Raw genomic sequence first — 25,120 nt, 5'->3', positions numbered from 1 at the left:
TGCTGCTTCTCCGGCCAACACCTTCAAACAAAAAACGGATACCGCTTGCAAAAAGGCGGTATCCGTTTTTATTTGCGGTTATTCTGCCGTATCCCGCGGGGCGCGGGTGGCACATTCCGGCCCGCAGCTGCACTCGTCAATGCTGACGTGGTCCGCACAGCAGCAGTGCCCTTCCAGATGGCGGCAGCCCTTGTCATCACAGTGGATGTCCGTCTCGGGTGAAGCGGGCTGGTTGTCGGTAGCAGCGTTGCCGTAGCCCTCGTTGCAGCGGTAACTGCCGCAGACCGCATTGCCGGGCCCTGTGTGGTGGACGTCAATGCCGTTCAGACAGCAGCAGCCGGCCTTGTTGTGGCAGCAGTCATACTGTGCGCAGTCAAGATAACTCATAGTGAAACACCTCCGTACCCCCAGTATGCTCCGGGGCAGGGGTATTTATACAGCGCTGCATCGGCAAATTAGGCAGTGTTGTCCTTACAGGAACCGCGCAAGGGTGCGCAGCACGACATCCCGGAACAGGGGCTTGCTGATGTGGGCGTTCATCCCGCACGCAAGGCACTGGCGCACATCCTCCGCGTAGGCGTTGGCGCTCATCGCAATGATAGGCACCCGCCCGACGTCGGCGTGGCCGCTGGCACGGATGGCCTTGGCCGCGGTGTAGCCGTCCATCACCGGCATCATCAGGTCCATCAGCACCGCGTCATAGGTGCCGGGGGCCGCCTTGGTAAACTGCTGCACGGCGTCCTCGCCGTTATAGGCCTTATCCACCGTTGCCCCGGCGCTGGTCAGCATAAACTCGGCAATTTCCATATTCAGGTCATTGTCCTCGACCACCAGCAGGCGCTTGCCGTGCAAATCTGCCGGAACCGGCTGTTCCTGCTCCGGCGGGGGCGGGTTGTGGTCGATGGTGAAGGGCAGCGTCACAGTGAAGCAGCTGCCCTCGCCCACGGTGCTCTCGACCTCTATCTTGCCGCCCATCTTTTTGACCAGCTGCGCCACAATGGACATACCCAGCCCGGTGCCGTCGTAGCGGGAACGCCCCGCGTTCTCGCCCTGCACAAAGGCCTCAAACAGGCGGTTGTCAATGAAATCCTGCGTCATACCGATGCCGGTATCCCGGATGAGGAATTCATAGGTCACTTTGTCCCGGCCGCGCTCCGTCTCCCGCAGGCGGACAAAAATTGTGCCGTCCGGCTTATTGTATTTGATGGCGTTGCTGAACAGGTTGACCAGTATCTTTTTTAAATACAGCGCGCTGCCCAGCAGGTTCACATCCTGCACATCGTCATGCTCCACATAGACGCGCAGGCCCGCCTGCTCAGCCTGAAAGACGACCATCTCGGTGGCATCATCACAGATTTTGTCCAGATTGAAGGGCTTGTGTTCCATCTCCATGCTGCCGTTTTCCAGCTTGCTCATATCCAGCACGTCATTGACGAGGGAGAGCAGATGGCTGGAGGAAATTTCGATTTTGCCAAGGCAGTCATCGACCTTTTTCTCGTCCTTGCGGCAGGCGGCAATCATATCCAGCATACCCATAATGCCGTTGATGGGGGTGCGGATGTCATGGGACATATTGGCCAGAAACTCAGTCTTGGCGCGGTTGGCGCTGGCCTCGCTGGCCACAGCGCGCTGCAGCTCCTGCCCCATGCGCAGATAGCGGTTCACGTCCTGCACCCGGACCTCCTCGGCGTGGTTGAGCATGGCGGCGCTGTAGGTTTCCTTGCGCTCCAGCGCGTCCAGCATTGTATCGCGGTCGCCGCGGGACTTGGCGTAGGCATAGCGGAAGCTCTCGGTCTGCAGGCCGATCTGTATCTTCTGCGGGTTGCGGGCCATATAGTCCTGCATCGCGGCCAGTATTTTTTCGGTCTCGGCGTGGTTCCCGGCGTCCATCGCGCACTCAAAGATAACCCGCGATGCACCGCTGAAATCTGCCGCGTACATTTCGGGCAGCTTGGCCCAGAGCTTGTCATGGTACAACTTGGCGGTGGCCGTATCCCCCAGCTTGTGGTAGAGGAGCAGCCCCAGCATCAGGGTATCCTCCGGCAAAAGGGCAAAGCCGTTGAGGTCGGCGCATTTCAGGAAGGCTTCCTTCGCCTTGTCCAACCGGCCCAGATAGCAGCAGATTTCCGACAGATTGCGGTAGATGTAGACCTTCATCGCCTCATCGCTGTTGACGAGGTTTTCCTCCGCCTTCTGGATGGCCTCCAGCGCCTCCTCATAGCGGTGCTGGTAGAGGTAGGTCACGCTGAGGTTGTTGTACTCATAGGAGTAGCGCTCAACCTCCTGGTGCTCCTGCGCGACCTTCAGCCCCTCCCGGATGTAAAAGCGGGCAAGCTCATATTCCTGCTCAAAGTGCGCGGCGGCGCCCATCAGGTTGAAGCTGGCAATAATTTCCGGGCGGTATTCATAGTTATGGTAGTCGATGACAAACGGCTCCAGAATCTCGCGGGCGGCGCGGTAGTCACCGTCGCGGTAAAACTGCAGCGCATAGCGGAAATAGGCCAGCACCCGCACGCCGGTTTTTTCCGGCTCCTTTTTCAGGATATCGGCATAAAACGCCTTGCGCTCTTCCAGCGTGGCATTTTCGAGCTTGGCCTCCTGCTTGGTAAATTCTTCATAGCTTATCATAATCGCGGCACCATTTCAAAAACATTTCAGTCGGTATTATTATACCATATCCGTGCCGAGATGGAAATCTTTTTTGTAAAAAGGTTGGTTTGGGGGGAAGGTGGCCCCGCAGGGCCGGATGAGGGGAAAGTTACCCATTAGCTGCCGCTTGCAAGCCCCCCTGCCTGCCGCACACAAAAAAAGCAGCAGCCTCTTATGAAGCTGCTGCTTTGGGAGTATAGTGAATCCTATGTACCATAGAATGATGACCCATAGAACCGCTTATATTTCCTTTACCTATGCGGTTCTTTTATGTTTTCTATGATACACTGCCTTTACCTATTGTTGGATGAAACTTTATTCATTCAACATCCTAATTGTAACTCAAGCCGAATTGCTTTGCAACCTCATCCGTAGCCTAATTTTATTCGGTCATAGAATCGGAAGGTCCTTCTGTTCTATCTTCTGGTTCTTCAGCAGGCATTTCTCTCACTTGCGCGTTCAACTTGCCAAACAAGTTATATAGTTTACGCATTACGTCTTTCCAAGTTTCTAACATTTCATACACTTCTTCGTTGGTTTGATTGTAGCATATGTCAGCCTGTTTTTCTACAGAATCTCGCATATTTTTTACAAAAAGTCGCCAAACGATTTTACTCGCTTGGCGGCTTAGTTATATTCTCATATCGTTATTGCACAAAAAAGCCATTCTTCGAACATGAAGAACGGCTTGGAATTTGGTAATGTTAGCGGTCTTGTGTGACCCATGCGGGAGGATTTTTTAGGAGTTCCTTGAATTCATTAACGGTCATTTCGCTTTCTTCAGCGGCTTCTTCTACAGTAATATATCCTTTTTGCACTGCCCAAAACAATACTTGTATCGTTCCTATGCGAACCCCCTCTCGAAAGCTTTCTTCAAACACACCTCTATAAAGGTCCGACATAATATTTTTCCCTTCTTATTAAATGACTTGATGAAGTCTTAAATCAAAATAATGTTTACGTTTCTAAATGCCTTACGTTGGAGAATTTTCCATTACTTTCTTAAATTGTTCGACCGTCATATTGGCTTCTTCTGCCGCTTCTTCTACAGATAGACGACCTTTTCTTACCAGCTCAATCAGCGTCCTTATTTTACCTTCGTTAAAGCTTTCTTCTTTAATGCCTTGGCTTAGGTTGCACATAATAAGCACTTCCTTCCTAAAGTTGCTTTATCTACCTCAGTTAGGGCTAAAAATTAGAGCTCAATCCGATACATCTTCACGAACTGTTCGAGTTCAGGGCAGTTCATTACCTTTTTCTGTAACGGGCATTTTCGGCCAAAGAAACATTTCGGTCTTACTGATGCCTCTTTCTTCTACCAAACTTTTATTCCGTCTGTATCAGCTAACAGTTTGTCTCTTATATCATCCATGATGATTTCCCATCTTTTTGATAATGATTTTTTCCGCTTTTGGGTATTTTGGGTATGTAGAAATCTCTCTTTTGCAAAAAAACAGCCGCCCCTTGCGGAGCGGCCTAAGTAGTGTATGTTCTGTTGTTCTGTGGTGTTTGTATTTTTATAGTCATTTACTTACTCCCTTGTCATAAGTGTTTTTGTGTAAGTAAATACTATATTAGCATTTATTGCGGAAATAAGCAAATGGCTATATGTACAAAAATAGCGGCTTGAATTTGTGGAAGCAAAATATAAAAGCTGCCCTCGCAAGGAGAGCCGCTTTTATTTGTATTCACTTTGGTATCTAAAGTTCTTATGCTGTTCTTGTTCCGCAGAGCGGGCGGTACTTTTCTATACCATTAACATCTTAGTCATTTTACATATTTCGCTCTTTTGCAAGTTTCTGATTAAAATAATTGATTTGCGACTTTGTATGCCGTCTGCAATATTTTATGCTTTTTTGATTCCCAACATGGAAGGGCTTACCACAAATTGCACAGAGTTTGTATTCATCATCCTTGGACAATTCCAAAGCCAGCCATAGGCGGAAAGATGCTTTGTTTACATAAAGTATCGGATGCCTGCCACTATGCCCATCAATCCGTATGTCTCCTAACGCTTTATTTATGTAATTATCCATTTTCTCAATGTAGGTATTTGCTAATTTTTTTGGGTCGTACAGCAAAATTACATATTGCCGATTTTCTTTAGATATGTGCTTCTCTTGCCACAAAAGGAATCTGTCAAATTCCTTTATCGTCTCTTTTTCAGCTTTTTCCCCTTGCCTTTGCCATATATATCGATAGCTACGACCTCTCCGTTCTTCGGATTCAATCGACTTCAAAAAGCAGCCAAATTCATCCGCCAGCACAAATTGAGGTCTTTCCCGCAATTCTATGGAAACGCACTTTTTCTTTGCAGTAGGGTAATTTTCATCAAGAAAAGCAAACAGGTTTTCAATGTTGTGATTAAACAAATGCGCTGTATCACTGGCGCTATACAGCATTTCAAAAACACTCTTAATTTTATCACAGCGTCGTTCATTATTACTTTTCTTAGCTTTTAAACAAGTAAGGTACGTTTGTTGTATAGAAAATATCTCGCGGATTTGTAGCACAGTATAATCAAATTCCGTGGGTGGCAAAACGCCACACTTATCGTACGAAAACTTTCCTTTTTCAAACTTTCTGATTACATTTTTTGCCTCTGCCACAAAACGGAAGCACTCTTCCTTTTCAGAACGTGCATATTTTACATTTGCATTTGAAAATGCCGTTCGGATGCTATCGTATGATAAATCTGACAAAAGGAGTTCATTCATTATGTCGTCTACATTGCGCAAATCCAAATCATAGGTCCCACCAGTACAATCTATCTTCACGATTCTTTGTGTAGGCTCTTTCATATCCTTCGCTCCATTTCAAAATCAGTGCCCCTTTAGTACCCCTTTTTCGAAAATAGAAAAAATCAGTGCCTCTTTAGTGCCTGTTTCCAGAATTTATTTCATTATACCATAGTAATGGATACGTTTGAATACTGAAAAAGGAGGTTGTTGACTTATGATTATGGATTTTTTACAACACACGGAGGATTACGCTGAGCATCTTCGGGTTTATGAGGTGAGCGAGATACTGGATATGTGCAACGCCACCGTTTATAGGCTGATTCGTAATGGAAAAATTGGAACAGTAATGCTTCGACGTAGGTATTATGTCTCCCGCGACTCACTCGCTGCCTACCTTTATTCCCAATGCAATGTTCCGCCAGAACAAATGTTTCCTCCACAAAGTGACAAGGACGGAGAAAAATGAGATACACTGTCGGCTATTGCCTTTATCCTCACGGGCAAAACGATGCTATAGAAACACGGATGCGTATTATCTTTGATGACGGATTGCCTGCGACTGAACTCAACAGGCATCTTGTAATGGCACAGTTCAACCGCGATAAAACGCTTGGAACAACAGTTTACCAGCTCTGTATATATCTAAATTATTTAGATATGCATGGTCTTGAGGTCGTTGATGCCACAATGGATATGATTTACGATTTTCTATGTGAGCTCTATGTCGATGGGCTTCCATACGGTTGCAATAATGAACCCAAAAGTTATAACACAATTTGCGATTATGTCGAAACTTTATCTAAATTGTATGACACGCTCGCGCTACGAGGATACCATCTGGATAGTAGTCTTTATACGCAAACACAAAGGATGTTGCTCCTACCAGACCCAAATACCAAGCGGCGAAAAGGCCGGGTCGTAAAAAAAGATGAGCACCTCACAAATGTTTACCTTCTTGGCAAAATGTTCTCGCCAAATCAGAATGATATACCAAAGTTAGCCTATACCAAATGGTATTCAGCAGAACAAATACGAGCCATAGCAGATGCGCTTCCGCTTACATATCGCTGTATTTTCCTCGACACAGTATATACAGGTCATCGAATCGATAGCGCTCTATCGCTGACTCTTGATACTGTAGACCTATACAATGCACAAGTTACTCCTACAAGGACCAAAACCGGAAAGAGGCACACTTCTCTTATTCCTCCTCCCCTTGTCGAGGATTTCCAAAGCTATTTGATGGATGTTCGGAGCAAAATCGATACTGACAGCGAATATTTCTTTGTAGGGCACAACGGAAGCCCTGTTACCTATAATGCCTATCGTAGCGCTTTGGAAAGTGCCAGAATGAAGGTCAATAAAACATACGGCTGGGATATCGAAGCGCTCCATACTCATGCAGGTCGCAGCACCTTTGCCGCTGCAATTCGAAGTTATCAGCTGGAGCAGCAGCGGAAAGGCATCCCGACTTTTTCTGATGTCGATTTCTGCAATCTAATGGACTGGAAGTCTCTTGATTCCTTGAAGCACTACGATTTGGTAAACCGTGTGCAGGATGCCGCTCCTATGCTGATTGATTTTTACAAGAACTATGATGTTCTTACTTCCGCAAATGCAGGTACGCCATGAACCGAGATATAGAAATTATCCGTACGGATACAAACTATTGGACAATCAGTATTGACGGAAAGATTCTCCAATTAAGCCGCTACAGACACCGCATTGACTTGGGTGTTCCCAAGAACGTAGAAGACATTTTAAAAATCATCGAAGATGTCTTTATGTGGAGACGCACGTTCCTTGATGTGCGTGGACTTATCAATGGAACCAATCTTTTTGTCCTTCTTGATGCAATTTATCCTGAAAGTACCATTGAACTTTTCGACAACCTGTATCGAAAGCAAATTTCTAAATCATATCTGAATTTTAGAGATTTCTTTTTTCAGGTTTTTTCGTTTACATATGAAACTCGTTATAGCAAATTTTCTCTTTCTGCAAAACTTCAGTCTATTGTTTGGTCTACACCTAAAAAGCCAAAGCCTATTTTCCCTCTAACCGTTCAAAACGATGAATTTAACGTCACCTATATTTCTACGGATATAAATATTGCGTCTTTTACTATCAATGGTTTTCCTTTTGAAATTTGTCTTTGTGGACAGCCCTATATGCGCAAACCCGCAGAGGTTCTGGAGGCTATTATCTCGATACAGGATGCTCTTGTAGCCAATGACAGAACCAAATTAGAATCAGTTATTGAACGTATTGGTAGTATCGCCACCATCAACATTATGCGCATATGCTATCCAGAGTTGGCTATCAACCATTTTATTGATGCTTGCAATGATGTCGTTCGACAGCGGCAACTTATTCGTCCTCGTTCTGTGTTGCTGAATTATTTTGGTCAAGCTCCTTATCGGGGTCCAGCTCGAACCTTCTTTTACAATCTTCTTAAAATTCTTGAAGATAAGGTTCCTAATTGGTACTCACAATTGTTCGATGGAAATAAGCAGGAACTACTATCTTCAAAGGAGAAGTGGACAATTTTCTTTTACTCCAATCCCACGTTACTTTCATGTTATAAAATTTCTTTTATCGGCGCAGATACTCTGCAAAACGAACTGCGTAATTTTCTATTTCACCGTTCTATTGACGGTAATAAAATTCCGCAGCCTTCTATTGTCTACCGTGACTCATCAGAAATAAACATCTGCATTGATATTCTTTACAACCACTTAGACATATATATTGAATCAATTAAATCCTTATCCAAGATGGATGTCCAACTGCTCCTGTCTTATTTCGTTCAAAATACAACTTACAGTCATAAAACAATCATTCGCTGTTTATCTTCACTTCGCCTTTTTTACAAATTTACTTCCGAAATAAAGAACGACAATTCCCTATCTGCTTTCTATAAAGTCCAATTTCCTGCTCCCATTATTAACCCTACTTCACCGATGTCTCAACAAGTAAGAGCCGCTATTCTTCAGCGTCTCTACACTTTGCCACCTGTAGCCCAAATAGGTATTAAAATTGCATGCTGCACAGGACTCCGTGCCAGTTCCTTTGGAGAACTTTTGACTTCCTCTCTTATCAATCACGGTGAGAAATACACCCTTCGTGTATTCTTAAAAAAGACGTTTAAGTATCGAATAAAGAATGGTCTTCCAACATTCATTGATTATCGGATTCCAAAAGAATTAGGAATTGAAATTGAGCAGTACATTGCAAATACACAGAATCTTCGTACTTTGCTGAATAAGCCGTATCTATTTGTCTACCAACCTGCCTTCCGACGCTCTGACACCAATTTACTTCCTATTGTATTTAATTCAGATGGCTTAGCATATTATCTGACAAAACTTCTTAATGAAGCCAATCTTTATACTCCTACAGGTCTTCCAGAAAAAGTTTCTCTCCGTAGTATTCGTGCGGAAATGGGCCGCACACTCTTTGCAAGTGGCAAAAATGCCACTGAAGTTTCTGCATTTCTTGGCAACTCACCAATAGTAGCTCAGACACATTATGATAATTACCTGCCACTTGATGATGCCAAAATGTATGATGAGCTTTGGAAAGGAACCATCGAAAAAGGAATTGCTTCCTGCTCTAAACCTCAGATGGCTCCTCACCCTGTAATGTATGGAACATGTACTTCACAAAAGGATTGCCCCGGAAAAGACTGTCGTAAATGTCCTTCTTTAATTCAATGCAAAGGTGGTGATACAAATGCTTTCCACCGCCCTCCCGCTTCCTGACAATGGAACTTCTCGCGATTATGATGGCCTACCCGACAAAGTACAGCAAGACTACGCTAAACTTTTAAAGCTATATTCCACTGATGATTTTTATTCCCCAAAATGGCACATTCATCTTAACATGGCAAATCGAACTGGAAACATCTTATTTTCTCAATCTCAATCATGGCTCGAATCCGATGTTACAAGAATTACAGTTATCAATATGCTCACATCCGGCACAGCTATTGCTACCTGCCAACGCAGAGTTCGTGACTTTAATACCATTTTCAATTTCTTTAATTCTGAAAATATAAACCTTCACTATATAACACAAAAAAGCATAGACAATTTTATTAACTATCTTGATTCTTCATCCTATGACGTTTGGAAACAGAATCAGTATATGCAGTCACTCCAAGTACTTACTGAATCTCTCACCGCACTTGACGTAATACGCATTCCCAGTACTCTTAATGCAACATATCGTTTTCCTCAACAGCGCGAGCCTAAACGTGCTCCAGATACTGTAATAATCAATCAACTAGATAGTTTTTTCTTTGATGGTAACACCGATATTCCACTCGACTATCGTGCCATATACATTCTTTTGCGGTTACATACACATCGTTTTTCAGAGGTTGTTGCTACACCGCTCGACTGCATCAGCTATCCTGATGACAATGTCTTTACCATCACCATTCCCAATTCCAAAGAAACCCCACGCCATATTCCAGATTATCAGAAATACAATTTCCTACTTACTGGTTTCTGTGGTGGTTTCTGCCATGATATTGTATATAAACAGCAGCAATACGCAATTGACATGCAACGGAACATTCCCGATGAGATAAAAGATTATCTTTTCGTTTCACATAAAGGACCTCACTTGGTCACAATGTTGGAGTTCAATTCATTCCTTGCAGAGTTTTGTGCTCAGCACCAGATTGTCGATGCTGCCGGGAAGCCTGCTAAAATCACCTCACACGACCTCCGGCATATAGATGTTTGTGAGCGGTTCAAAAGCAATATCATTTCTCCGGAACGGACCTCCGTTGAATGCAACCATGCCTGCGTTGAGGATACGATGGGCTATGGCTATTATTCAAAACACGATGAAGCAACTCATTTGGCTGAAATTGTGAAGCCTATCTTTCCGTTCGATTTCAACGATGCACTTCCCACTAGGAAAGTCCCACCACGAAAATATGAAATGCTCGCCGCACAACCTACAACAAGGGTTATTCCTTACTACGGACTCTGCCTCAATCGCAAGTGTTCACCACAATTCGAAAAATGCTTCCACTGCGGTTCATTCATTCCAGACCCGCAATACAAGGAATATATAACGGCTAATATAGAGCGCCTCCAAAAAGTAAATGACCAGATTTTGAAGAAACATGGAAACCCGACCGTGCTTCAGCAGAATCTCAAAGATATTCAAACTTTTAGCATTTATCTGGAAAAAATGAATGCCTCAGAAGATAACCAGAGAAGGAGCAATGTTGTATGACAAAGCAGAATGACGGTGTTCGCGCCTATCAAGAAGCACAACGCCAAGAAACGCTTGCCAAAATTGATGAAGCCTACGAATACCTCAAACAGACACACCAGACCATTACGAAGACCGCAATCAGCATGGAGAGCGGTGTCAGCGTTAAGACTTTATGTAAAACTTATGTCCGTGACCATTTATCTAAGTACCCGGAATTTTATCGCACAGATAAAAACGACTATAAAAGCCCCGAAGAAATGGCTGCAAGAATAGAGATTTTGGAAGAACGCCTTTTAAAATCTGTAAACCGAAACAAAGCACTTCTTGCAGAAAACAAAAAAATACGGTCCGAAAGTGATATAAAGTACAAGCAACTACAATTAGCTTACGAACGACTTGCCGGAGCATATCAAAAAGAAACCGAAAAAAAGATTATCCGCCTATAAGAACTGTCCCTTTGTAACTAAACTGCAAAGGGATTTTTTATATTGATAGATATACGATTTTGATTGGGCGTATTGAATATTATTCACACGAAAAAATTCACCCATAGAAAACTTTCGTAAGCTGTTTTAGCTACGTCATTTTCTATGGGTGAATTTCATGGGTGAACAGTTTTTGTTCACACTCATTTGGTTGGGCCGGCCGGATTTGAACCGACGGATGGAGGAGTCAAAGTCCTCTGCCTTACCGCTTGGCGACGGCCCATCATAAAAAGAAAGACCGTACAGGAACGGGCCTGAACGGTCTTTGGTGGGGTGCCTAGAGAGATTCGAACTCTCGGCCTCCAGAGCCACAATCTGGCGCGCTAACCAACTGCGCCATAGGCACCACATAATGCGCCCGAAGGGACTCGAACCCCCGGCCCACTGCTTAGAAGGCAGTTGCTCTATCCAGCTGAGCTACGGGCGCTTACTGCGGGTTCATGCCCACGAGGGACATACTGCGTGAATTATTATAGCAACGCAAGCCACCCTTGTCAAGCGTTTTTCCAAACTTTTTTTACAAAACCGGCGGAATTTTTTCCTCAAAATAGAGCTCATACCATTCTATAAAGCAGTAAAATGCCCAGATTTTCGTCATGGCGTTGGTGGTTCCGGCGCGGTGGGCGTCCAGCAGGGCGCAGAGCGCCGCGGTGTCAAAAAAGCGTGCAGCCACCGGGCCGGTCAGCTTGGCCCGCACCCGCGCATAGGTCTCGTCCTGCCGCAGCCAGTCGGCCAGCGGTACCGGGAAGCCGCGCTTGGGGGCCTCGGCCAGCCTGCCGGGCAGGCGGCAGGCCGCAGCAGCGCGCAGGGCGGGCTTGCCGCGCCGCCCGGTGCAGCGCAGCCGCCGGGGCAGGGCCAGTGCCACCGCCAGCACACGCCGGTCCAGAAACGGCACACGCAGCTCCAGTCCGTGGGCCATGCTCATCCGGTCGGCCTTGCGCAAAATATCCCGCGGCAGCCATGTCTGCATATCCACCCACTGCACCGCCGTCGGCTCATCCAGATGGCGCACCGCATCAAAATAGGGCTTGCACCGGCGGGCAGGCGCGGGGGCGCCATAGCTCCGCAATAAATATTTGTCGCGTTCCTGCGTGGTTTCAAACACATAATTCGCCCGGGCGGCACGCTGCCAGCGCGGCAGTGCGCCCCGGCGCAGAAAGCCGCAGCCCGGCAGCAGCCCCGCCAGCGCCCGGCGCAAAGCACGGGGCACTGCCTGCCAGCGCCCGGCCCAGACTGCCTGCTGATACAGCGGGTAGCCGCCGAACAGCTCATCCGCCCCCTCGCCCGAGAGCACCACCTTCACGTGCTGCCGCGCCGCCCTGCACAGGAAGTACAGCGGCACCTCCGCCGGGTTGGGCATCGGCTCATCCAGATACCACTGAATGGCGCGGTTGGCCGCAAAAAAATCCGCCGCCGTCACTGTGGTCTCGTGCAGCGGCACGCCCAGCGCGGCAGCGGCGGCGCGGGCGGCGGGCAGCTCGGAATAGGCCTGCTCGGCGTAGCCCACCGCAAAGCACTGCACCGCGGGCTGGTTGCGGGCCGTTTCCCGCACCACCAGCGAGGAATCCACCCCGCCGGAGAGGAAGCACCCCACCGGCACATCGGCAATGCGGTGGGCGGCGGCGCTGTCCGCAAGGGCGTCCCCGATTGCCCCGGCGTAATGCCGCAGGCTGCCGGGCCGCGGGCGGAACTGCGGCGCGGCATAGCGGGCCGTGGTCAGGCGTCCGTCCTGCCAGAGCAGCGTGTGGGCGGGCGGCAGCTCATACACGCCCGCAAACAGCGTCTCGCTGTCGGGCAGATATTCCATGCTGAGCCAGTCCGGCAGGCGGGCCTCGTTCAGCTTCTTTTCAAAGGCCGGGTGTGCCAGAAGCGCCTTGATTTCGCTGGCAAACAGCAGCTGCCGCCCGCGCTGATAGTAGTACAGCGGCTTGATGCCGAACAAATCCCGCGCACAGAACAGCGTCCCGGTGCGGCGGTCCCACAGCGCAAACGCAAACATTCCCCGCAGCCGCCGGGGCAGGGCCGTGCCCCATGCCTCATACCCATGCAGCAGCACCTCGGTGTCGGAGTCGGTGGCAAAGCGGTGGCCAAGGCGCTGCAGCCGGGTGCGCAGCGCCCTGTAGTTGTAGATTTCGCCGTTAAAGACCACCACCAGCGCGCCGTCCTCGTTGAACATCGGCTGGCCGCCGCCGTCTATATCTATGATGGACAGCCGCCGGTGGCCCAGCGCGGCGCGGGTGTCGGCGTAGTAGCCCTCGCCGTCCGGGCCGCGGTGGCGGATGAGGTCGGCCATCGCCTGCGCCGTCCGTTTTGCCGCCGCGGGGTCATGCCCGTTTGAGGTAAAACCCACAATGCCGCACATACAAAGCCCTCCCCTGCCGCTATTTTTTCCGGTAGTACGCCGCCTGCCGGACCCAGAACCATACCCGCCGGGCGGTGCCCTCGCCGGGGGCCAGCAGCTGCACACGGCTGCGCCCGCGCCTGCGCAGAAGGCTGGCCCGGCGCAGCACCAGCTTGTTGGGGCATTGCCGCCGCACCACACCCCACGGCGCAGTGTGCCATACGGCAGGGCGCAGCCCGGGTGGCGTGATGGGCCCGCCGCAGAGCAGATCCTCGACCAGCGGCCGGGCCAGCGGCGCACCGGCGGCGTCACAGTAGTAGGACGCACGCCCCTGCCGCGGGTTCAGCTCAAACAGCACCGGCTCGCCGCGGCGGTCATACTTGAGGTCAAAATTCGCATAGCCGCGCCAGCCTGCCGCTTGCAAAAGGCCGCGCAGGGCGTTCAGCAGCGCGGTGTCCTGCCGGGTGGGCTCCACCAGCACGGCGGCATAGTTGCCCATCCCCTCGGGCGTGCGCTCCTGCAAAAGGGGCTGGCCCTGCACCAGCCACGGCACACTGCCGTCCTGCGCGCAGTAGGCGTTCACCACGCCAAGGCGGGTGTCCGGGCCGGGGATGTACTCCTGCGCAAGCAGTGCGCCGGTATACCCCGCCGCGGCGTCCAGGATCTGCCGCAGGGCGGCGGCGTCCCGCACCAGCCAGACCTTGCGCTTGCCGGGGAAGCGGCACCCCTGCCACGCGGTGGAATCCGCCGGCTTTACAATGATGGGCCAATCAAAGGGCAGCGGCGGCAGGCAGCCGCCGGGGCAGAGCGTCACAGTCCGGGGCGTGCGCAGCCCTGCGGCGCGGCAGGCGGCGGCAAAGCGCTGCTTATCGGCCAGCCGGGCCAGCGCGGCGGGCGGCGGGCAGGCAAAGCGGTATGCCCCGCGCAGCTCGTCGGCATGGCGGGCCAGCAGCGACGTGTAGCCGTCCGCGCAGGATACCAGCACCCGCGTTTTGCCGGGGTGCAGCTCCGCCAGCCCCAGCAGGGTGGCGGTGAAAACACTGTCCTGCGCAAAGGCTGCATCGCGGGCCGCCATATGCACAAGGCGGCTGTGCGCCAGCGCGGGCAGGGCACGCTGCCCCACAGCCAGACTGCACACGCCGCAGGTCTCGTAAAAGCTGCGGGCCATACCGTAGACGTTGGCATCCCCGCCCAGCAGCACCGGCAGAATCTGCGGCATAAAAATCCCCCCTGTGGCAGTATATGCCGCAGAGGGGGGATTATGTATTGTACGCTTGCAGGGGGCAGCCCTCCGGCCTCCGCCCTGCCTTCCCCCAAGTGGGGGAAGGCGTTCTATTATTTCTTCGTCAGCGGCATTTCCTCCGTCCAGACGCCGCCGTTGGTGTCGGTCACCCGCACCACATACTTCGGAATTTCCTTTCCATCGTAGGGCCAGCCATCGGCGGGGGCACCGTCATAAAATGTGCCGCTCCAAACGCCGCCGGTGCGGTCAGCGCCGACATAGCTGTACGACTCCGCACACTGCAGCACGGCGGTGGCGGCAGGCTCGCCCGCATCGCCGTTCAGACGCAGATCGACCTCGACGGCGGCCACCTCCATCCACGCCGGGGCGTCCACCTCCAGCTCCACCGGGTAGCAGGTCAGGGTCAGGTAGTTGGTTTTTCCGGTGCGGCGCAGGTAGTACCCGTAATCAAGGCTGGTATAGCCGGTGGCCCAGATGATCGTTGGCTTGGTCATCTCCTCATTAAAGTTCACGGTGCCCAGCGCTTCGCTTGTTGTGACGCCATCGGCGGTCCACTGCACGCTCAGCGCATAGTTATCCCCGACCGTAAACACAAGGCCGCTGGCCGTGTAGCTGCCGTCGGCCCCGGCGGTCATATCGTACAACCGCGTTTCATCACCGCAGCGCACGGCCAGCCGTGCGCTCGTACCCTCGGCGGCTGTGCGCGGCGTAACCTGCACCTGCACAGGCATCCAGCTGCCTGCCGCGTCCCTATGCAGCTTATCGGCGGGCAGCCAGCGCCAGTCCAGCACCGTGGTTTCCCCCATGCGGACGGCATCCTGCAGCTCCGAGATCTGCGCCGAAAGGTCTGCCTGCTGGGCCGCGTAGCTGGATTGGATCGCAGCGTAGTTCTGGTTCAGCGCGTTGATCTGCCGCTCATACTGCAGCGCCATTCCGGCCAGCAGCCCCGCCAGAATCAGGAATGTGGCCCCGCCCGCGCAGCCCCACAGACGGCGGCGACGCTTTTCCTCGGCATCGCGGGCCGAGAGCAGATCCCGCATGGCGTCCAACGTCACTGCAGGTGCCGCGGGCGCGCTCGGCTCCGTTCCCAGCAGGGCATCCACGCCGATGCCCAGCTCGGCCGCCAGCGCCTGCAGATTATCCAGCCCCGGCAGAGCGGTGTCCTTCTCCCACTTGCCCAGCGCCTGACGGCTGACGCCGATTTTCTCGGCCAGCGTCTCCTGACTGAGCCCCTTTGCCTTGCGGGCCGCCTGAATGTTCTGCCCCAGTGTCATATTCTCGCCCTCTTTCCGTGTTGTTCTGACAAGATTTTACCACAGTCCGTGGTAAAATGCCAGCAAGTCGAGTGTACAAAACGGTAACGGCAGGTTGCACTGCCGGGAAAGGACATAGAAGCCATGTGCGGAATTGCCGGTTTTATTGCCGGGTGTGGTGCGGCAGACGCCCGTCTGCTGGCCCCCATGCTGGCGCGCATTGCCCACCGCGGGCCGGACGGTCAGGGCAGCTTTGTGGAGGGGCCCGCCGCGCTGGGCCACTGCCGTCTGGCCATCATTGACCCCGACGGCGGCGCACAGCCGCTGTACAGCGAGGATGAGAACCTTGTCATCGTCTTTAACGGCGAAATTTACAACTACCGCGCCCTGACCGCCGAGCTGACGGCGCTGGGCCATACCTTTGCCACCCGCACCGATACCGAGGTACTGCTGCACGGCTGGGAGCAGTGGGGCCGCGAGCTGCTGCCCCGCCTGCGGGGTATGTTTGCGTTTGCGCTGTGGGACCGCCGCGCCGGAACGCTGTTCTGTGCGAGGGATATGTTCGGCATCAAGCCGCTGTACTACTGCCGCTGTGCGGACGGCACCCTGCTGTTTGCCAGCGAAATCAAGGCGTTTCTTGACCACCCCTCATTTGAGAAGCGGTTCAACGCCGCCCAGCTGCCGCTGTACCTGTCCTGCCAGTATTCCCCGGGGCGGGACACCTTCTTTGCCGGGGTGGAAAAGCTGCTGCCCGGGCATTTTCTGGAATTTTCGGAGGGCATTGTCCGCACTGCGCGGTGGGTGCAGCCGCTCTTCCTGCCGGGGGAGGCATCCATCTCCCCCGCGGAAATTGAGGCCGTTCTGCGCGGCAGTGTGGAAGCGCACAAGATTGCCGATGTGGAGGTGGCGGGGTTCCTCTCCGGCGGGGTGGACTCCGGCCTGATCACGGCACTGGCCCGCCCGGCGCGCAGCTACACCATCCGCTACGCTGAGCCGCGGTATGACGAATCCCTCCCCGCCCGGGCGCTGGCCCGCAGCCTGGGCCTGCGCAACCATCTGCGCTGCATCAGCCCCGGCGAGTTCTGGGACGCCGTGCCTGCCGTGCAGTACCATATGGATGAGCCGCTGGCCGATGCCGCCGCGGTGGCGCTCTACTTCCTGAACCGCGAAGCCGCCAGGGACGTGAAGGTTGTCCTCTCCGGCGAGGGCGCGGATGAGCTGTTCGGCGGGTACAACATCTACCGCGACCCCTTCACGATGCAGTGGTATGACCGCCTGCCGCCGTGGCTGCGCGGCGCGCTGGGCACAGCAGCCGGTCTGGTGCCGCCGGGGCCGGGCATCAACTTTCTGATGCGGCGGGGCGTCAGCCTGGAGGAACGGTACTTCGGCCCCACCGCCCTGCTGAACGAGTGGGAGAAGCGCCGCCTGCTGGCGGATTATGCCGGGGACGGCAGCCCGCTGTACCTGACCGAGGCCCTCTGGGATATGACCGAGGGGCTGGACCCGGTGAGCCGGATGCAGCAGATCGATTTGAACCTCTGGCTGGCCGGGGACATTCTGCTGAAGGCCGACAAGATGAGTATGGCCCACGGCGTGGAGCTGCGGGTGCCGTTTCTTGACAAGGAGGTCTTTGCCGTTGCCGCCGCCCTGCCCGCCGCCGCCAAGGCGGATGCCCGGCAGACCAAGCTGGCCCTGCGGCAGGCCGCCGCACGGGTACTGCCGCCCGCTGCCGCCGCCCGCAAAAAGCTGGGCTTCCCGGTTCCGGTGCGGGACTGGCTGCGGCAGGAGCCCTACACCAGCCGGGTGCGGGCCGTGTTCAGCCGCCCGGCCGCCGGGGCGTTCTTTAACCCGCGGGCGCTGCATAGTATGTTGAACAGACATCTGCACGGCGGCGACTGCTGGCGGCAGATCTGGTGCGTGTACAGCTTTCTTGTCTGGTATGAGCAATTTTTTGGAGCGTGATGGCAATGGATCTGCGGCGGCTTATCCGGGGCACCGACTGCCGACTTTTGCAGGGCGAGCCCCTGACCGGGATTACCTCCGTCTGCTGTGACTCCCGCTGTGCCGGGCCGGGGGCGCTGTTTGTCTGCCTTGCAGGGCAGCACGCGGACGGCCATACCTTTGCCACGCAGGCAGTGGCGGCCGGGGCGGCGGCGGTGCTGTGCGGACACGAAATCCCCCTGCCCGCCGGGTGCGCCGTGGTGCAGTGCCCCGACCCGCGCCGGATGATGGCGGTGCTGTCGGCGCGGCTCTACGATGAGCCCGCCCGCGCCATGACGCTGGTGGGCGTGACCGGCACGAAAGGCAAAACCACCACGGCGCACCTGCTGGCGGCCATTCTGCAGGCCGATGGGCGGCGGGTGGGGCTGCTTGGCACCAACGGTGCCAGCTGGCCGGGCCACCGCCACGATTTGAACCACACCACGCCGGAAAGCTGCGATTTGCAGCAGCTGCTGCGCCGCATGGTCGATGACGACTGCGACGCCTGCGTGATGGAGGTTTCGAGCCTTGGGATGCGCGCCGACCGGGTGGCGGGGATAGAATTTGACATTGGTGTGTTCACCAATCTCTCGCCTGACCACATCGGCCCCGGCGAGCACGCCGATTTTGCGGAGTATCTTGCCTGGAAGCGGGCACTGTTTGCCCAGTGCCGGGTGGGAGTTTTCAACATGGATGACCCCTGGGTGGGGAAAATCAGGCAGGGCGTGCCCTGCCGCGCCGTGACCTACGGCCTACAGCAGCCCGCGGACGTGCGCGCCGGGGCCGACCTTGCGCTGACCCGCACTGGCGGGCGGTTGGGGGCGGCCTTCACGGTGGACGGCGTGCGGTACACGGTGGGGATGCCCGGCGTGTTCAGCGTGTACAACGCGCTGGCCGCGCTGACGGCGGCGCGGCTGCTGGGTGCCGGGCAGGACGCGATACGCCGCGGGCTGGCCGGGGCCGTGGTGCGGGGCCGGGTGGAACCAGTGCCGGTGGACGCGCCGTTCACCGTGCTGATTGACTACGCCCACAACGAGGCAGCCGCCGAAAGCCTGCTGCGCACCCTGCGCGCCTACCGCCCGGCGCGGCTGGTTGTGGTGTTCGGCTGCGGCGGGGAGCGCAGCCGCCTGCGGCGGTTCGGCATGGGGTCTGTCTGTGCGCGGCTGGCGGATTTCTGCGTCATCACCGAGGATAACAGCCGTTCCGAGCCGCTGGAGACGATTCTGGCCGACATCCGCGCCGGGCTGCGCTTAGGCAACCCAGCCACGCCGTTTGCTGAGATACCCGACCGGCGGCAGGCGATTTATTACGCGCTGGACCACGCCGGGCCGGGGGATATTGTGGCTATCATCGGCAAGGGCCACGAAGCCACCCTCGAGCGCGGCGGCCTAACCCTCCCCTTCCCCGAGCGCGAGATTATCGAGGAATATATGAGTCGGTGAAAGCGTGCAGACCGGGAACGGCATATTGCCGCTGGCTTGCGGCGGGGTGGGGTCACCCCGCCCTACAGGCAAACCGTAAACAGCACAAACCATTTTCAACAAACCCGCCCCGGCCTTGTGGAAAAAAGGCCGGGGCGGATTGCATTATACCAATTTATACAGCCGTCCGCTGTAGGGGGGCAGGGTCAGCGTCAGCGTGCCATCGCAGGCCTTGGCGGCGGCCCGCTTCGGCTTCTCGGTTTTGCCGCCGAAGCACTGCCAGTCGGTATCCAGCAACAGCGTCAGCTTGCCGACGTGGGGCAGGGTCAGCGCGTAATCGGCCAGCTCGGTATCGCCAAAGTTGAACGCCGCCAGCACAGCGCCCTCGTTCCCCTCCCGCCAGATGGCACAGGCGTCCAGCTCGGGGTGCTGGCAGTCCAGCCACTGGAAGGCGGCGGGGTCATACTCCCGCGCCCAGAACGCCTCGTTGGCGCAGTAGGCCTCGTTCAGCGCCTTGCGGTAGCAGTGGAAATCATCGTGGTTGGGGTACTTCAGCACCATCCAGTCCTGCTCGCGGCTCTCATCAAATTCACGCAGCTGCGCAAATTCATTACCCATAAAGTCGAGCATCTTGCCGGGGTGGATGGCCATATACAGGTACAGCGCCCGTGCCTGCGGGAACTTGCCCTCGTAATCGCCGTACATCTTCTGTACGATGGTCGCCTTGCCGTGGACGTTCTCGTCATGGCTGAACGGCAGAATATAATGCTCGTTCCAGGCGTACATCATCGAGAAGGTCAGCTTGCCCAGGTTTTCGCGGCGCTCCTCGCTGGTCTTTTTGAAGTAGTCCAGCGTGTCGTTCATCCAGCCCAGATCCCACTTGTAATCAAAGCCCAGACCGCCGTACTCGACCGGGGCGGTGACCTTCGGGAAGCTGGTCGAGTCCTCGGCAATCAGAATCGCCGTGGGGTGGCGCTGCTGCAGACCGGCGTTCATCCCCTTCAGAAAGTCCAGCGTCGAGCCGTTCACGCCGCGGTTGGGGTCGCCCTGCCAGTAAATCAGGCGGGAAACCGCGTCCATACGCAAACCGTCCGCGTGGAACACCCGCAGCCAGTAGTCAGCGCAGGACTGGATAAAGCAACGGATTTCACCGCGGGAGTGCATAAAGTTGCAGCTGCCCCACTCGCTCTGGCCCACGGCGGCGGCCGGGTACTCATACAGCGGTGTACCGTCAAATTCCTTCAGACCGTAGGCATCCACGGCAAAGTGTACCGGCACAAAGTCCAGAATGACGCCTATCCCATGCTTGTGGCAGGCGTTGACAAATTCAGCCAGCTCGTCCGGCGTGCCGTAGCGGCTGGTGGGCGCAAAAAAGCCGGTGATCTGGTAGCCCCAGCTGCCGTCAAAGGGGTGCTCGGCCAGCGGCATCAGCTCAATGTGGGTGAAGCCGTTTTCCTTGCAGTAGGCGGGCAGCAGCTCGGCCAGCTCGGCATAGGTGTACCAGCTGCCGTCCTCCTTCTGGCGCCAGCTTCCGGCGTGAACCTCGTAGATGTTCAGCGGCTTATCAAAGCATTTTGTGCGCTCCTGCATCCATTTTTCGTCTGTGAAGCCCATGGGCGTCTCTGCCACAATGCTGCGGCCATCGGGGCGCAGGGTCATGGCACGGCCGTATGGGTCACAGTGGGCCACGCTCTGGCCGTTTGCGCCGCGCACCCAGTATTGGTAAACCATGCCCGCATTCACGCCGGGGGCATCGCACTCCCACACGGCGGACTGGGTGCGGTGCAAATCAAAAGTGCCAATCTCGGTTTCCACCGCGATATGCTGTGCCGACGGCGCCCACACCGCAAAATGCGTGCCGCCGAAATAGGTATGTGCACCGAAAAACGCATACGCATCAAACGCATGGCCGGTGTAAAAATCCTGCATATTCATGATGATTGCTCCTAAATAGTATGGGATATGGATGACTTGCAGGGAGGGGTCTTGACCCCTCCGTTCCGTTTCCCATAAGAGGGATTCTGCCAGGACACGCGGAGCGGCCAAGGCCGCTCCCTGCAGACCGCCCCGCAAAGCTGCATAATTCTAAAAAAATTGTACCACACCCGGAGGTGCGGTACAATCGACAATTTTGAACACGGTGTCAAAAGTTAGATTTTTAGCAGCATTCTTGCAATGTTGAAATAGACCAGCAATGTCGTAGTATCGACGATTGTGGTGATAAGCGGCGATGCCATGACCGCCGGGTCCATCTTGAGCTTTTCGGCAATGACCGGCAGCAGGCCGCCGATGAGCTGGGATAGCAGCACCGTGCAGATCAGCGTCAGGCAGACAACCGCCGCCACCGGGGCCGTGATGCCGTCCAGGAAGATCAGCTTGGCAAAGTTGCAGATGGCCAGCGTGCCGCCGCAGAGGATGGCAATGCGGCACTCGCGCCAGAGAATCCGGGGCAGGTCATGCGGCTCAATATCGCCGACCGCCATACCGCGGATGATGGTGGAGGTGCTCTGGCTGCCCGCGTTGCCGCCCGCGTCGGTCAGCATCGGGATGTAGGCGGTCAGCACCGTCACGGCGGCCAGCGCGTCCTCATACCCGCGGATGACCATGCTGGAGAAGGTTGAGGAAATCATCAGGAAGAGCAGCCACGGCGCGCGGCTCTTGTACAAATCCCACATAGACTGTTTAAAGTAGGGCTTGTCGGACGGGCCGATAGCGTTCATCTTGGCGATATCCTCGCTGGCCTCGTCCTGCATGATGGAGATAGCATCGTCAATCGTGACGATACCCACCAGCCGCTTCTCGTTGTCCACAACCGGGATGGCCAGATAGCCGTACTTCTCGAACATCTGGGAGACGTCCTCCTGGTCGGTCGTCGTGCTGACGCTCACCACGTTGTCGTCCATCATATCGTGAATCAGCTCGTTGTCCGGGTCCTTGGACAAAACCAGCGCACGCAGCGATACCACGCCGATGAGGGTGCGGTCGCGGTCGGTGACGTAGCAGTTGTTGATGGTCTCCTTGTCAAAGCCGTTGCGGCGGATGGCGGCCATCGCCTGCGCCACGGTCCAGTCAGGACGCAGCTCCATCAGCTCGGTGGTCATCACGCCGCCGGCGGAGTCCTCGGGGTATTTGAGCAGTTCGTTGATCATGCGGCGGGTCGCGGGGTCTGCCTGCGCCAGAATACGCTTGACCACATTGGCGGGCATTTCCTCGACCAAATCCGTCGCATCATCGACGAACAAATCATCCACAACGGCCTTTAGTTCCTTATCGGTCAGGCCGTCAATCAGGTTTTGCTGGGTTTCGGGCGTCAGTTCGGCAAAAATTTCCGCGGCCAAATCCTTGGGACACAGGCGGAACAGCACCGGGAGCTTCTCCGGCGGGAGGTCCTCAAACACCGCCGCCAAATCAGGCGCGGGCAGGGTGGACATGACATCGCGCAGGCTCTGGTACTTTTTGGCATCGTCCAGGTTAGCCAGCATCGTGCGGAGGGTCAGGATTGCGGTATCAGACATAAAAAAGCTGCCTCCTTTTCAGGCGGCAGCCGCGCATATCGGATTTTCGGGCAACGCAAAGCAGGGCAACACCGTGCGCCTGTTTTAACGCACAGTTTGCCTTGGTGCACCCGCAAAAATATGGTGGCTGCCGTTATTCAAGATACATCGGTACACAGGACTGGGACTGGGGGTATCCATTGTGACAACCACCTCACATTGACATGAATTTATATAAGGCACTATTCGCACCTATATTTACTTTACCATCTGGGAACGGATTAGTCAACGGTAAATTTCGGTAATTTGCGTAAAAAAAGCAGAAAAGCCGACGCCCGGCAGGTTGTAGGGGCGGATGCGTGCAGCCCCCCGCGGGTCGATGACAAGCATCGACCCCTACATCGTACCGGGAGTCGGCTGTTTTTATTTTAGAATTTACGCCATCAGTTCCTTGACGGTGGCGGCCAGCTTTTCATCCTTGCAGGCAGGGAAGAAATACTCGGCGAAGTGCTCACCGGCGAAGGCGCCCTTGACCAGCTCGGGGTCGAGCTCCTTCAGGATGTCACTCAAATCGCGGAAGGCCACGGCGCGCACGCCGTCCAGAATCTTCTTGTTGCGCTGCTCGGGCACAACGCGCTCCTTGGGGTAGCCCTGGCCGTGGCCGAAGCCGAACAGCTTCTCGAAGATATACTCAAGGTTCAGCTCACCGCCCCAGCCGAAGCCCTTGGCAAAGGGCAGTGCCACAGCGTTGCCATCGTTGACGTGGGCAAAGGTGTAGGCATCGACAGGGTCCTCAACATGGCCGCAGATTACGCCGGGGAAGCTGTTCAGCGCCAGCATGGCACCCTCGCCGGTGCCGCAGCCGGTGATGACATAGTCAGCCGCGCCGGAGTTCAGCAGCACAGCGGCCAGAATGCCGTTCTGCACGTAGGTCAGCTGGGCGGCATCGTCGGCGGCGTACATACCGTAGTTGACAACCTCGTGGCCCATCGGCTCCACGACCTTGCGCAGGGTAGCCTCAATCAGGGCGTTCTTGGCGGCCTGGCTGTTCTCATTGATCAGAGCAATCTTCATTGTTTTTCTCCTTTTATCGTTATTTTATCGAATCAGTTGGCGGAAATACGTTGTGTTGATGCTCTTATCATTCTTGGCCATCTTGGCAATGCAGCCGTCCAGTGTGCGGGCCACATCGTCCAGATTGCGCCAGCCTGCGGCCTGCGGCTTGACCTCTTCCTCCAGCCAGGGAGCCACATCGGTGTGGGAGCAGGCGCCCTCGATGAGGTAAGCGCCCGGGCGGGCCGTCTGCGTCTGTGCCTCGTAGCCGTCGGCACTGCCCAGCATCGTCATAACAAACTCACCCTTGCGGTTGCGGCCGCCCACAATCAGGCGCACGCCCACCGGCTGTACCTCCACGGTTGCGGCCTTCTCCTGCAGGATTTTGACGACCTTTTCCAGCGTCAGATACTGGATGCCCGGGTAGGCATCCACCGCGTTGATAATCTGCACAGCGGCCAGCGTATCGCCCGCAAAGCCGACCACAACATTGCGGTTGATTTTGCGCACCTTGGGCAAATCGTTTTTGATGACATGGGGCTTATCGCCGGTGATGGGCTCCTCCACAAAACGGCCATCGCTGACCATTGCACAGAAGCCATCGCCGCACACTGCTAAAATCGCACTCATTGTTTTTTCGTCCTTTGCTTTTTAATGGTGCTTCTATTGTAGCACGAAAATGGCGCGGGTGCAATGGCTTGACTTACCCTGCGGTGTGCGGTATAATAATTACAGAAAAGGCGCTGCGACAAGCGGTTGACCCTTTCAAGCGGATTCTTTAGATATGAAACCTAAGAGTCGTCACTTGGCAGAGTGGCGGCTCTTGCTTTTTACAACTAAGCTCAATGTGATGGTCTTGCGGCCAACATAAAAAGTAAATGTAAATCGCATGGTCTCACCTCCTTTCGGGGGTGGGGCCAACCGCCTGCCGTTGTGTGCAGCGCCTTGCCGCCTGTTGAAATGCAGGCGGCTTTTGTTATTATAGCAGAAATTTCGACGGTATGCAAGAATTTTTGCGGCGATCCGCCGGACACTACGGGCGGATATGGAATCCGCCCCTACGGTGTAGGGGGCGATGCTCGTCATCGCTCCGGAAGCGTTGTGACCGCCGCCATGTGCCGCGGGCGAACAATGTTCGCCCCTACAGCACCCCCTTTGAATTGCATTGTAGGGAGGGGTCTTGACCCCTCCGCGGGCCGATGCAAGCATCGGCCCCTACAGAAAC

19 protein-coding genes and 3 tRNA genes are annotated in these 25,120 nt (G+C 54.8%); 7 read left to right on the top strand and 15 right to left on the bottom strand.

Going from position 1 to position 25,120, the window contains the following annotated elements; all coding sequences use genetic code 11:
• Positions 1–78: 78 nt before the first annotated feature.
• The 5 genes from NE623_RS05455 to NE623_RS05435 form a co-directional block, all read right to left on the bottom strand.
• Positions 79–387: a hypothetical protein gene (locus NE623_RS05455; protein ID WP_256271326.1), complete on the bottom strand. Its 309-nt coding sequence runs from the start codon at positions 385–387 to the stop codon at positions 79–81.
• 84 nt (positions 388–471) lie between these two features.
• Positions 472–2,628: an ATP-binding response regulator gene (locus NE623_RS05450; protein WP_256271325.1), complete on the bottom strand. Its 2,157-nt coding sequence runs from the start codon at positions 2,626–2,628 to the stop codon at positions 472–474.
• A gap of 725 nt (positions 2,629–3,353) precedes the next feature.
• Positions 3,354–3,551 (bottom strand): hypothetical protein, encoded by a 198-nt coding sequence (locus NE623_RS05445; protein ID WP_256271324.1) that lies wholly within the window; start codon positions 3,549–3,551, stop codon positions 3,354–3,356.
• A gap of 72 nt (positions 3,552–3,623) precedes the next feature.
• The gene (locus NE623_RS05440; RefSeq protein ID WP_256271323.1) at positions 3,624–3,791 is read right to left on the bottom strand and encodes a hypothetical protein; all 168 of its coding nucleotides are present in this window, start codon (positions 3,789–3,791) and stop codon (positions 3,624–3,626) included.
• A gap of 630 nt (positions 3,792–4,421) precedes the next feature.
• The gene (locus NE623_RS05435) at positions 4,422–5,450 is read right to left on the bottom strand and encodes a hypothetical protein (RefSeq protein ID WP_256271322.1); all 1,029 of its coding nucleotides are present in this window, start codon (positions 5,448–5,450) and stop codon (positions 4,422–4,424) included.
• A gap of 154 nt (positions 5,451–5,604) precedes the next feature.
• Here NE623_RS05435 and NE623_RS05430 point away from each other — a divergent pair, with 154 nt between their 5' ends.
• The 5 genes from NE623_RS05430 to NE623_RS05410 are packed head-to-tail and all read left to right on the top strand — an operon-like array spanning position 5,605 to position 11,071.
• A complete protein-coding gene (locus tag NE623_RS05430; protein ID WP_256271321.1) occupies positions 5,605–5,856 on the top strand; it encodes a helix-turn-helix domain-containing protein in 252 nt (83 codons plus the stop codon).
• Positions 5,853–7,022, top strand: coding sequence for a tyrosine-type recombinase/integrase (locus tag NE623_RS05425; RefSeq protein ID WP_256271320.1), 1,170 nt, complete (start codon positions 5,853–5,855; stop codon positions 7,020–7,022). The genes NE623_RS05430 and NE623_RS05425 overlap by 4 nt, the downstream gene beginning before the upstream one ends.
• A complete protein-coding gene (locus tag NE623_RS05420) occupies positions 7,019–9,151 on the top strand; it encodes a hypothetical protein (protein WP_256271319.1) in 2,133 nt (710 codons plus the stop codon). Before NE623_RS05425 ends, NE623_RS05420 begins: the two co-directional genes overlap by 4 nt.
• Positions 9,123–10,643, top strand: coding sequence for a hypothetical protein (locus NE623_RS05415; RefSeq protein WP_256271318.1), 1,521 nt, complete (start codon positions 9,123–9,125; stop codon positions 10,641–10,643). The genes NE623_RS05420 and NE623_RS05415 overlap by 29 nt, the downstream gene beginning before the upstream one ends.
• Positions 10,640–11,071 (top strand): hypothetical protein, encoded by a 432-nt coding sequence (locus tag NE623_RS05410; RefSeq protein WP_256271317.1) that lies wholly within the window; start codon positions 10,640–10,642, stop codon positions 11,069–11,071. The genes NE623_RS05415 and NE623_RS05410 overlap by 4 nt, the downstream gene beginning before the upstream one ends.
• Before the next feature lie 187 nt (positions 11,072–11,258).
• Here the strand turns inward: NE623_RS05410 and NE623_RS05405 are convergent.
• The 6 genes from NE623_RS05405 to NE623_RS05380 form a co-directional block, all read right to left on the bottom strand.
• Positions 11,259–11,333 (bottom strand) — tRNA-Gln (locus tag NE623_RS05405).
• 46 nt (positions 11,334–11,379) lie between these two features.
• Positions 11,380–11,456 (bottom strand) — tRNA-His (locus tag NE623_RS05400).
• A gap of 7 nt (positions 11,457–11,463) precedes the next feature.
• Positions 11,464–11,537, bottom strand: a tRNA-Arg gene (locus tag NE623_RS05395).
• 90 nt (positions 11,538–11,627) lie between these two features.
• A complete protein-coding gene (asnB, locus tag NE623_RS05390; protein WP_256271316.1) occupies positions 11,628–13,472 on the bottom strand; it encodes an asparagine synthase (glutamine-hydrolyzing) in 1,845 nt (614 codons plus the stop codon).
• Positions 13,473–13,491: 19 nt separating this feature from the next.
• Positions 13,492–14,670, bottom strand: coding sequence for a carboxylate--amine ligase (locus NE623_RS05385; protein ID WP_256271315.1), 1,179 nt, complete (start codon positions 14,668–14,670; stop codon positions 13,492–13,494).
• Between the two features lie 116 nt (positions 14,671–14,786).
• The gene (locus NE623_RS05380) at positions 14,787–15,968 is read right to left on the bottom strand and encodes a helix-turn-helix domain-containing protein (protein ID WP_256271314.1); all 1,182 of its coding nucleotides are present in this window, start codon (positions 15,966–15,968) and stop codon (positions 14,787–14,789) included.
• Between the two features lie 123 nt (positions 15,969–16,091).
• On the opposite strand from NE623_RS05380, the gene asnB (NE623_RS05375) reads away from it, so the two are divergent.
• Positions 16,092–17,909 carry an asparagine synthase (glutamine-hydrolyzing) gene (gene asnB, locus NE623_RS05375; protein ID WP_256271313.1) on the top strand — a complete coding sequence of 606 codons (1,818 nt, stop codon included), beginning with the start codon at positions 16,092–16,094 and terminating at the stop codon, positions 17,907–17,909.
• Positions 17,909–19,369 carry a UDP-N-acetylmuramoyl-L-alanyl-D-glutamate--2,6-diaminopimelate ligase gene (locus NE623_RS05370; protein ID WP_256271312.1) on the top strand — a complete coding sequence of 487 codons (1,461 nt, stop codon included), beginning with the start codon at positions 17,909–17,911 and terminating at the stop codon, positions 19,367–19,369. The genes asnB (NE623_RS05375) and NE623_RS05370 overlap by 1 nt, the downstream gene beginning before the upstream one ends.
• Positions 19,370–19,513: 144 nt before the next feature.
• Here NE623_RS05370 and glgB read toward each other — a convergent pair whose 3' ends face one another.
• The 4 genes from glgB to NE623_RS05350 form a co-directional block, all read right to left on the bottom strand.
• Positions 19,514–21,283: a 1,4-alpha-glucan branching protein GlgB gene (gene glgB, locus NE623_RS05365; RefSeq protein WP_256271311.1), complete on the bottom strand. Its 1,770-nt coding sequence runs from the start codon at positions 21,281–21,283 to the stop codon at positions 19,514–19,516.
• Between the two features lie 215 nt (positions 21,284–21,498).
• Positions 21,499–22,863 (bottom strand): magnesium transporter, encoded by a 1,365-nt coding sequence (mgtE, locus tag NE623_RS05360; protein ID WP_256271310.1) that lies wholly within the window; start codon positions 22,861–22,863, stop codon positions 21,499–21,501.
• 414 nt (positions 22,864–23,277) lie between these two features.
• Entirely contained in the window at positions 23,278–23,916 is a 639-nt protein-coding gene (locus tag NE623_RS05355; protein WP_256271309.1) for an RpiB/LacA/LacB family sugar-phosphate isomerase, read from the bottom strand.
• A 24-nt stretch (positions 23,917–23,940) separates the two neighbouring features.
• Positions 23,941–24,525 (bottom strand): hypothetical protein, encoded by a 585-nt coding sequence (locus NE623_RS05350; RefSeq protein ID WP_256271308.1) that lies wholly within the window; start codon positions 24,523–24,525, stop codon positions 23,941–23,943.
• Positions 24,526–25,120: the final 595 nt, after the last annotated feature.

Origin of the sequence: Gemmiger formicilis, assembly GCF_024462815.1 — a bacterium.
Lineage (GTDB): Bacteria > Bacillota > Clostridia > Oscillospirales > Ruminococcaceae > Gemmiger.
Note: the sequence above shows the minus strand (reverse complement) of the source record. Positions and strands in the feature narration are given on the sequence as shown.

Excerpts from the sequence above, each read along its gene's own strand:
- mgtE (WP_256271310.1), bottom strand. The coding sequence starts at position 22,863 with ATGTCTGATACCGCAATCCTGACCCTCCGCACGATGCTGGCTAACCTG.
- NE623_RS05425 (WP_256271320.1), top strand. The coding sequence starts at position 5,853 with ATGAGATACACTGTCGGCTATTGCCTTTATCCTCACGGGCAAAACGAT.
- NE623_RS05380 (WP_256271314.1), bottom strand. The coding sequence starts at position 15,968 with ATGACACTGGGGCAGAACATTCAGGCGGCCCGCAAGGCAAAGGGGCTC.
- NE623_RS05440 (WP_256271323.1), bottom strand. The coding sequence starts at position 3,791 with ATGTGCAACCTAAGCCAAGGCATTAAAGAAGAAAGCTTTAACGAAGGT.
- NE623_RS05385 (WP_256271315.1), bottom strand. The coding sequence starts at position 14,670 with ATGCCGCAGATTCTGCCGGTGCTGCTGGGCGGGGATGCCAACGTCTAC.
- NE623_RS05370 (WP_256271312.1), top strand. The coding sequence starts at position 17,909 with ATGGCAATGGATCTGCGGCGGCTTATCCGGGGCACCGACTGCCGACTT.
- asnB (WP_256271313.1), top strand. The coding sequence starts at position 16,092 with ATGTGCGGAATTGCCGGTTTTATTGCCGGGTGTGGTGCGGCAGACGCC.
- NE623_RS05355 (WP_256271309.1), bottom strand. The coding sequence starts at position 23,916 with ATGAAGATTGCTCTGATCAATGAGAACAGCCAGGCCGCCAAGAACGCC.
- NE623_RS05415 (WP_256271318.1), top strand. The coding sequence starts at position 9,123 with ATGCTTTCCACCGCCCTCCCGCTTCCTGACAATGGAACTTCTCGCGAT.
- NE623_RS05420 (WP_256271319.1), top strand. The coding sequence starts at position 7,019 with ATGAACCGAGATATAGAAATTATCCGTACGGATACAAACTATTGGACA.
- NE623_RS05445 (WP_256271324.1), bottom strand. The coding sequence starts at position 3,551 with ATGTCGGACCTTTATAGAGGTGTGTTTGAAGAAAGCTTTCGAGAGGGG.
- NE623_RS05435 (WP_256271322.1), bottom strand. The coding sequence starts at position 5,450 with ATGAAAGAGCCTACACAAAGAATCGTGAAGATAGATTGTACTGGTGGG.
- glgB (WP_256271311.1), bottom strand. The coding sequence starts at position 21,283 with ATGAATATGCAGGATTTTTACACCGGCCATGCGTTTGATGCGTATGCG.
- NE623_RS05455 (WP_256271326.1), bottom strand. The coding sequence starts at position 387 with ATGAGTTATCTTGACTGCGCACAGTATGACTGCTGCCACAACAAGGCC.
- NE623_RS05430 (WP_256271321.1), top strand. The coding sequence starts at position 5,605 with ATGATTATGGATTTTTTACAACACACGGAGGATTACGCTGAGCATCTT.
- NE623_RS05410 (WP_256271317.1), top strand. The coding sequence starts at position 10,640 with ATGACAAAGCAGAATGACGGTGTTCGCGCCTATCAAGAAGCACAACGC.
- NE623_RS05350 (WP_256271308.1), bottom strand. The coding sequence starts at position 24,525 with ATGAGTGCGATTTTAGCAGTGTGCGGCGATGGCTTCTGTGCAATGGTC.
- asnB (WP_256271316.1), bottom strand. The coding sequence starts at position 13,472 with ATGTGCGGCATTGTGGGTTTTACCTCAAACGGGCATGACCCCGCGGCG.
- NE623_RS05450 (WP_256271325.1), bottom strand. The coding sequence starts at position 2,628 with ATGATAAGCTATGAAGAATTTACCAAGCAGGAGGCCAAGCTCGAAAAT.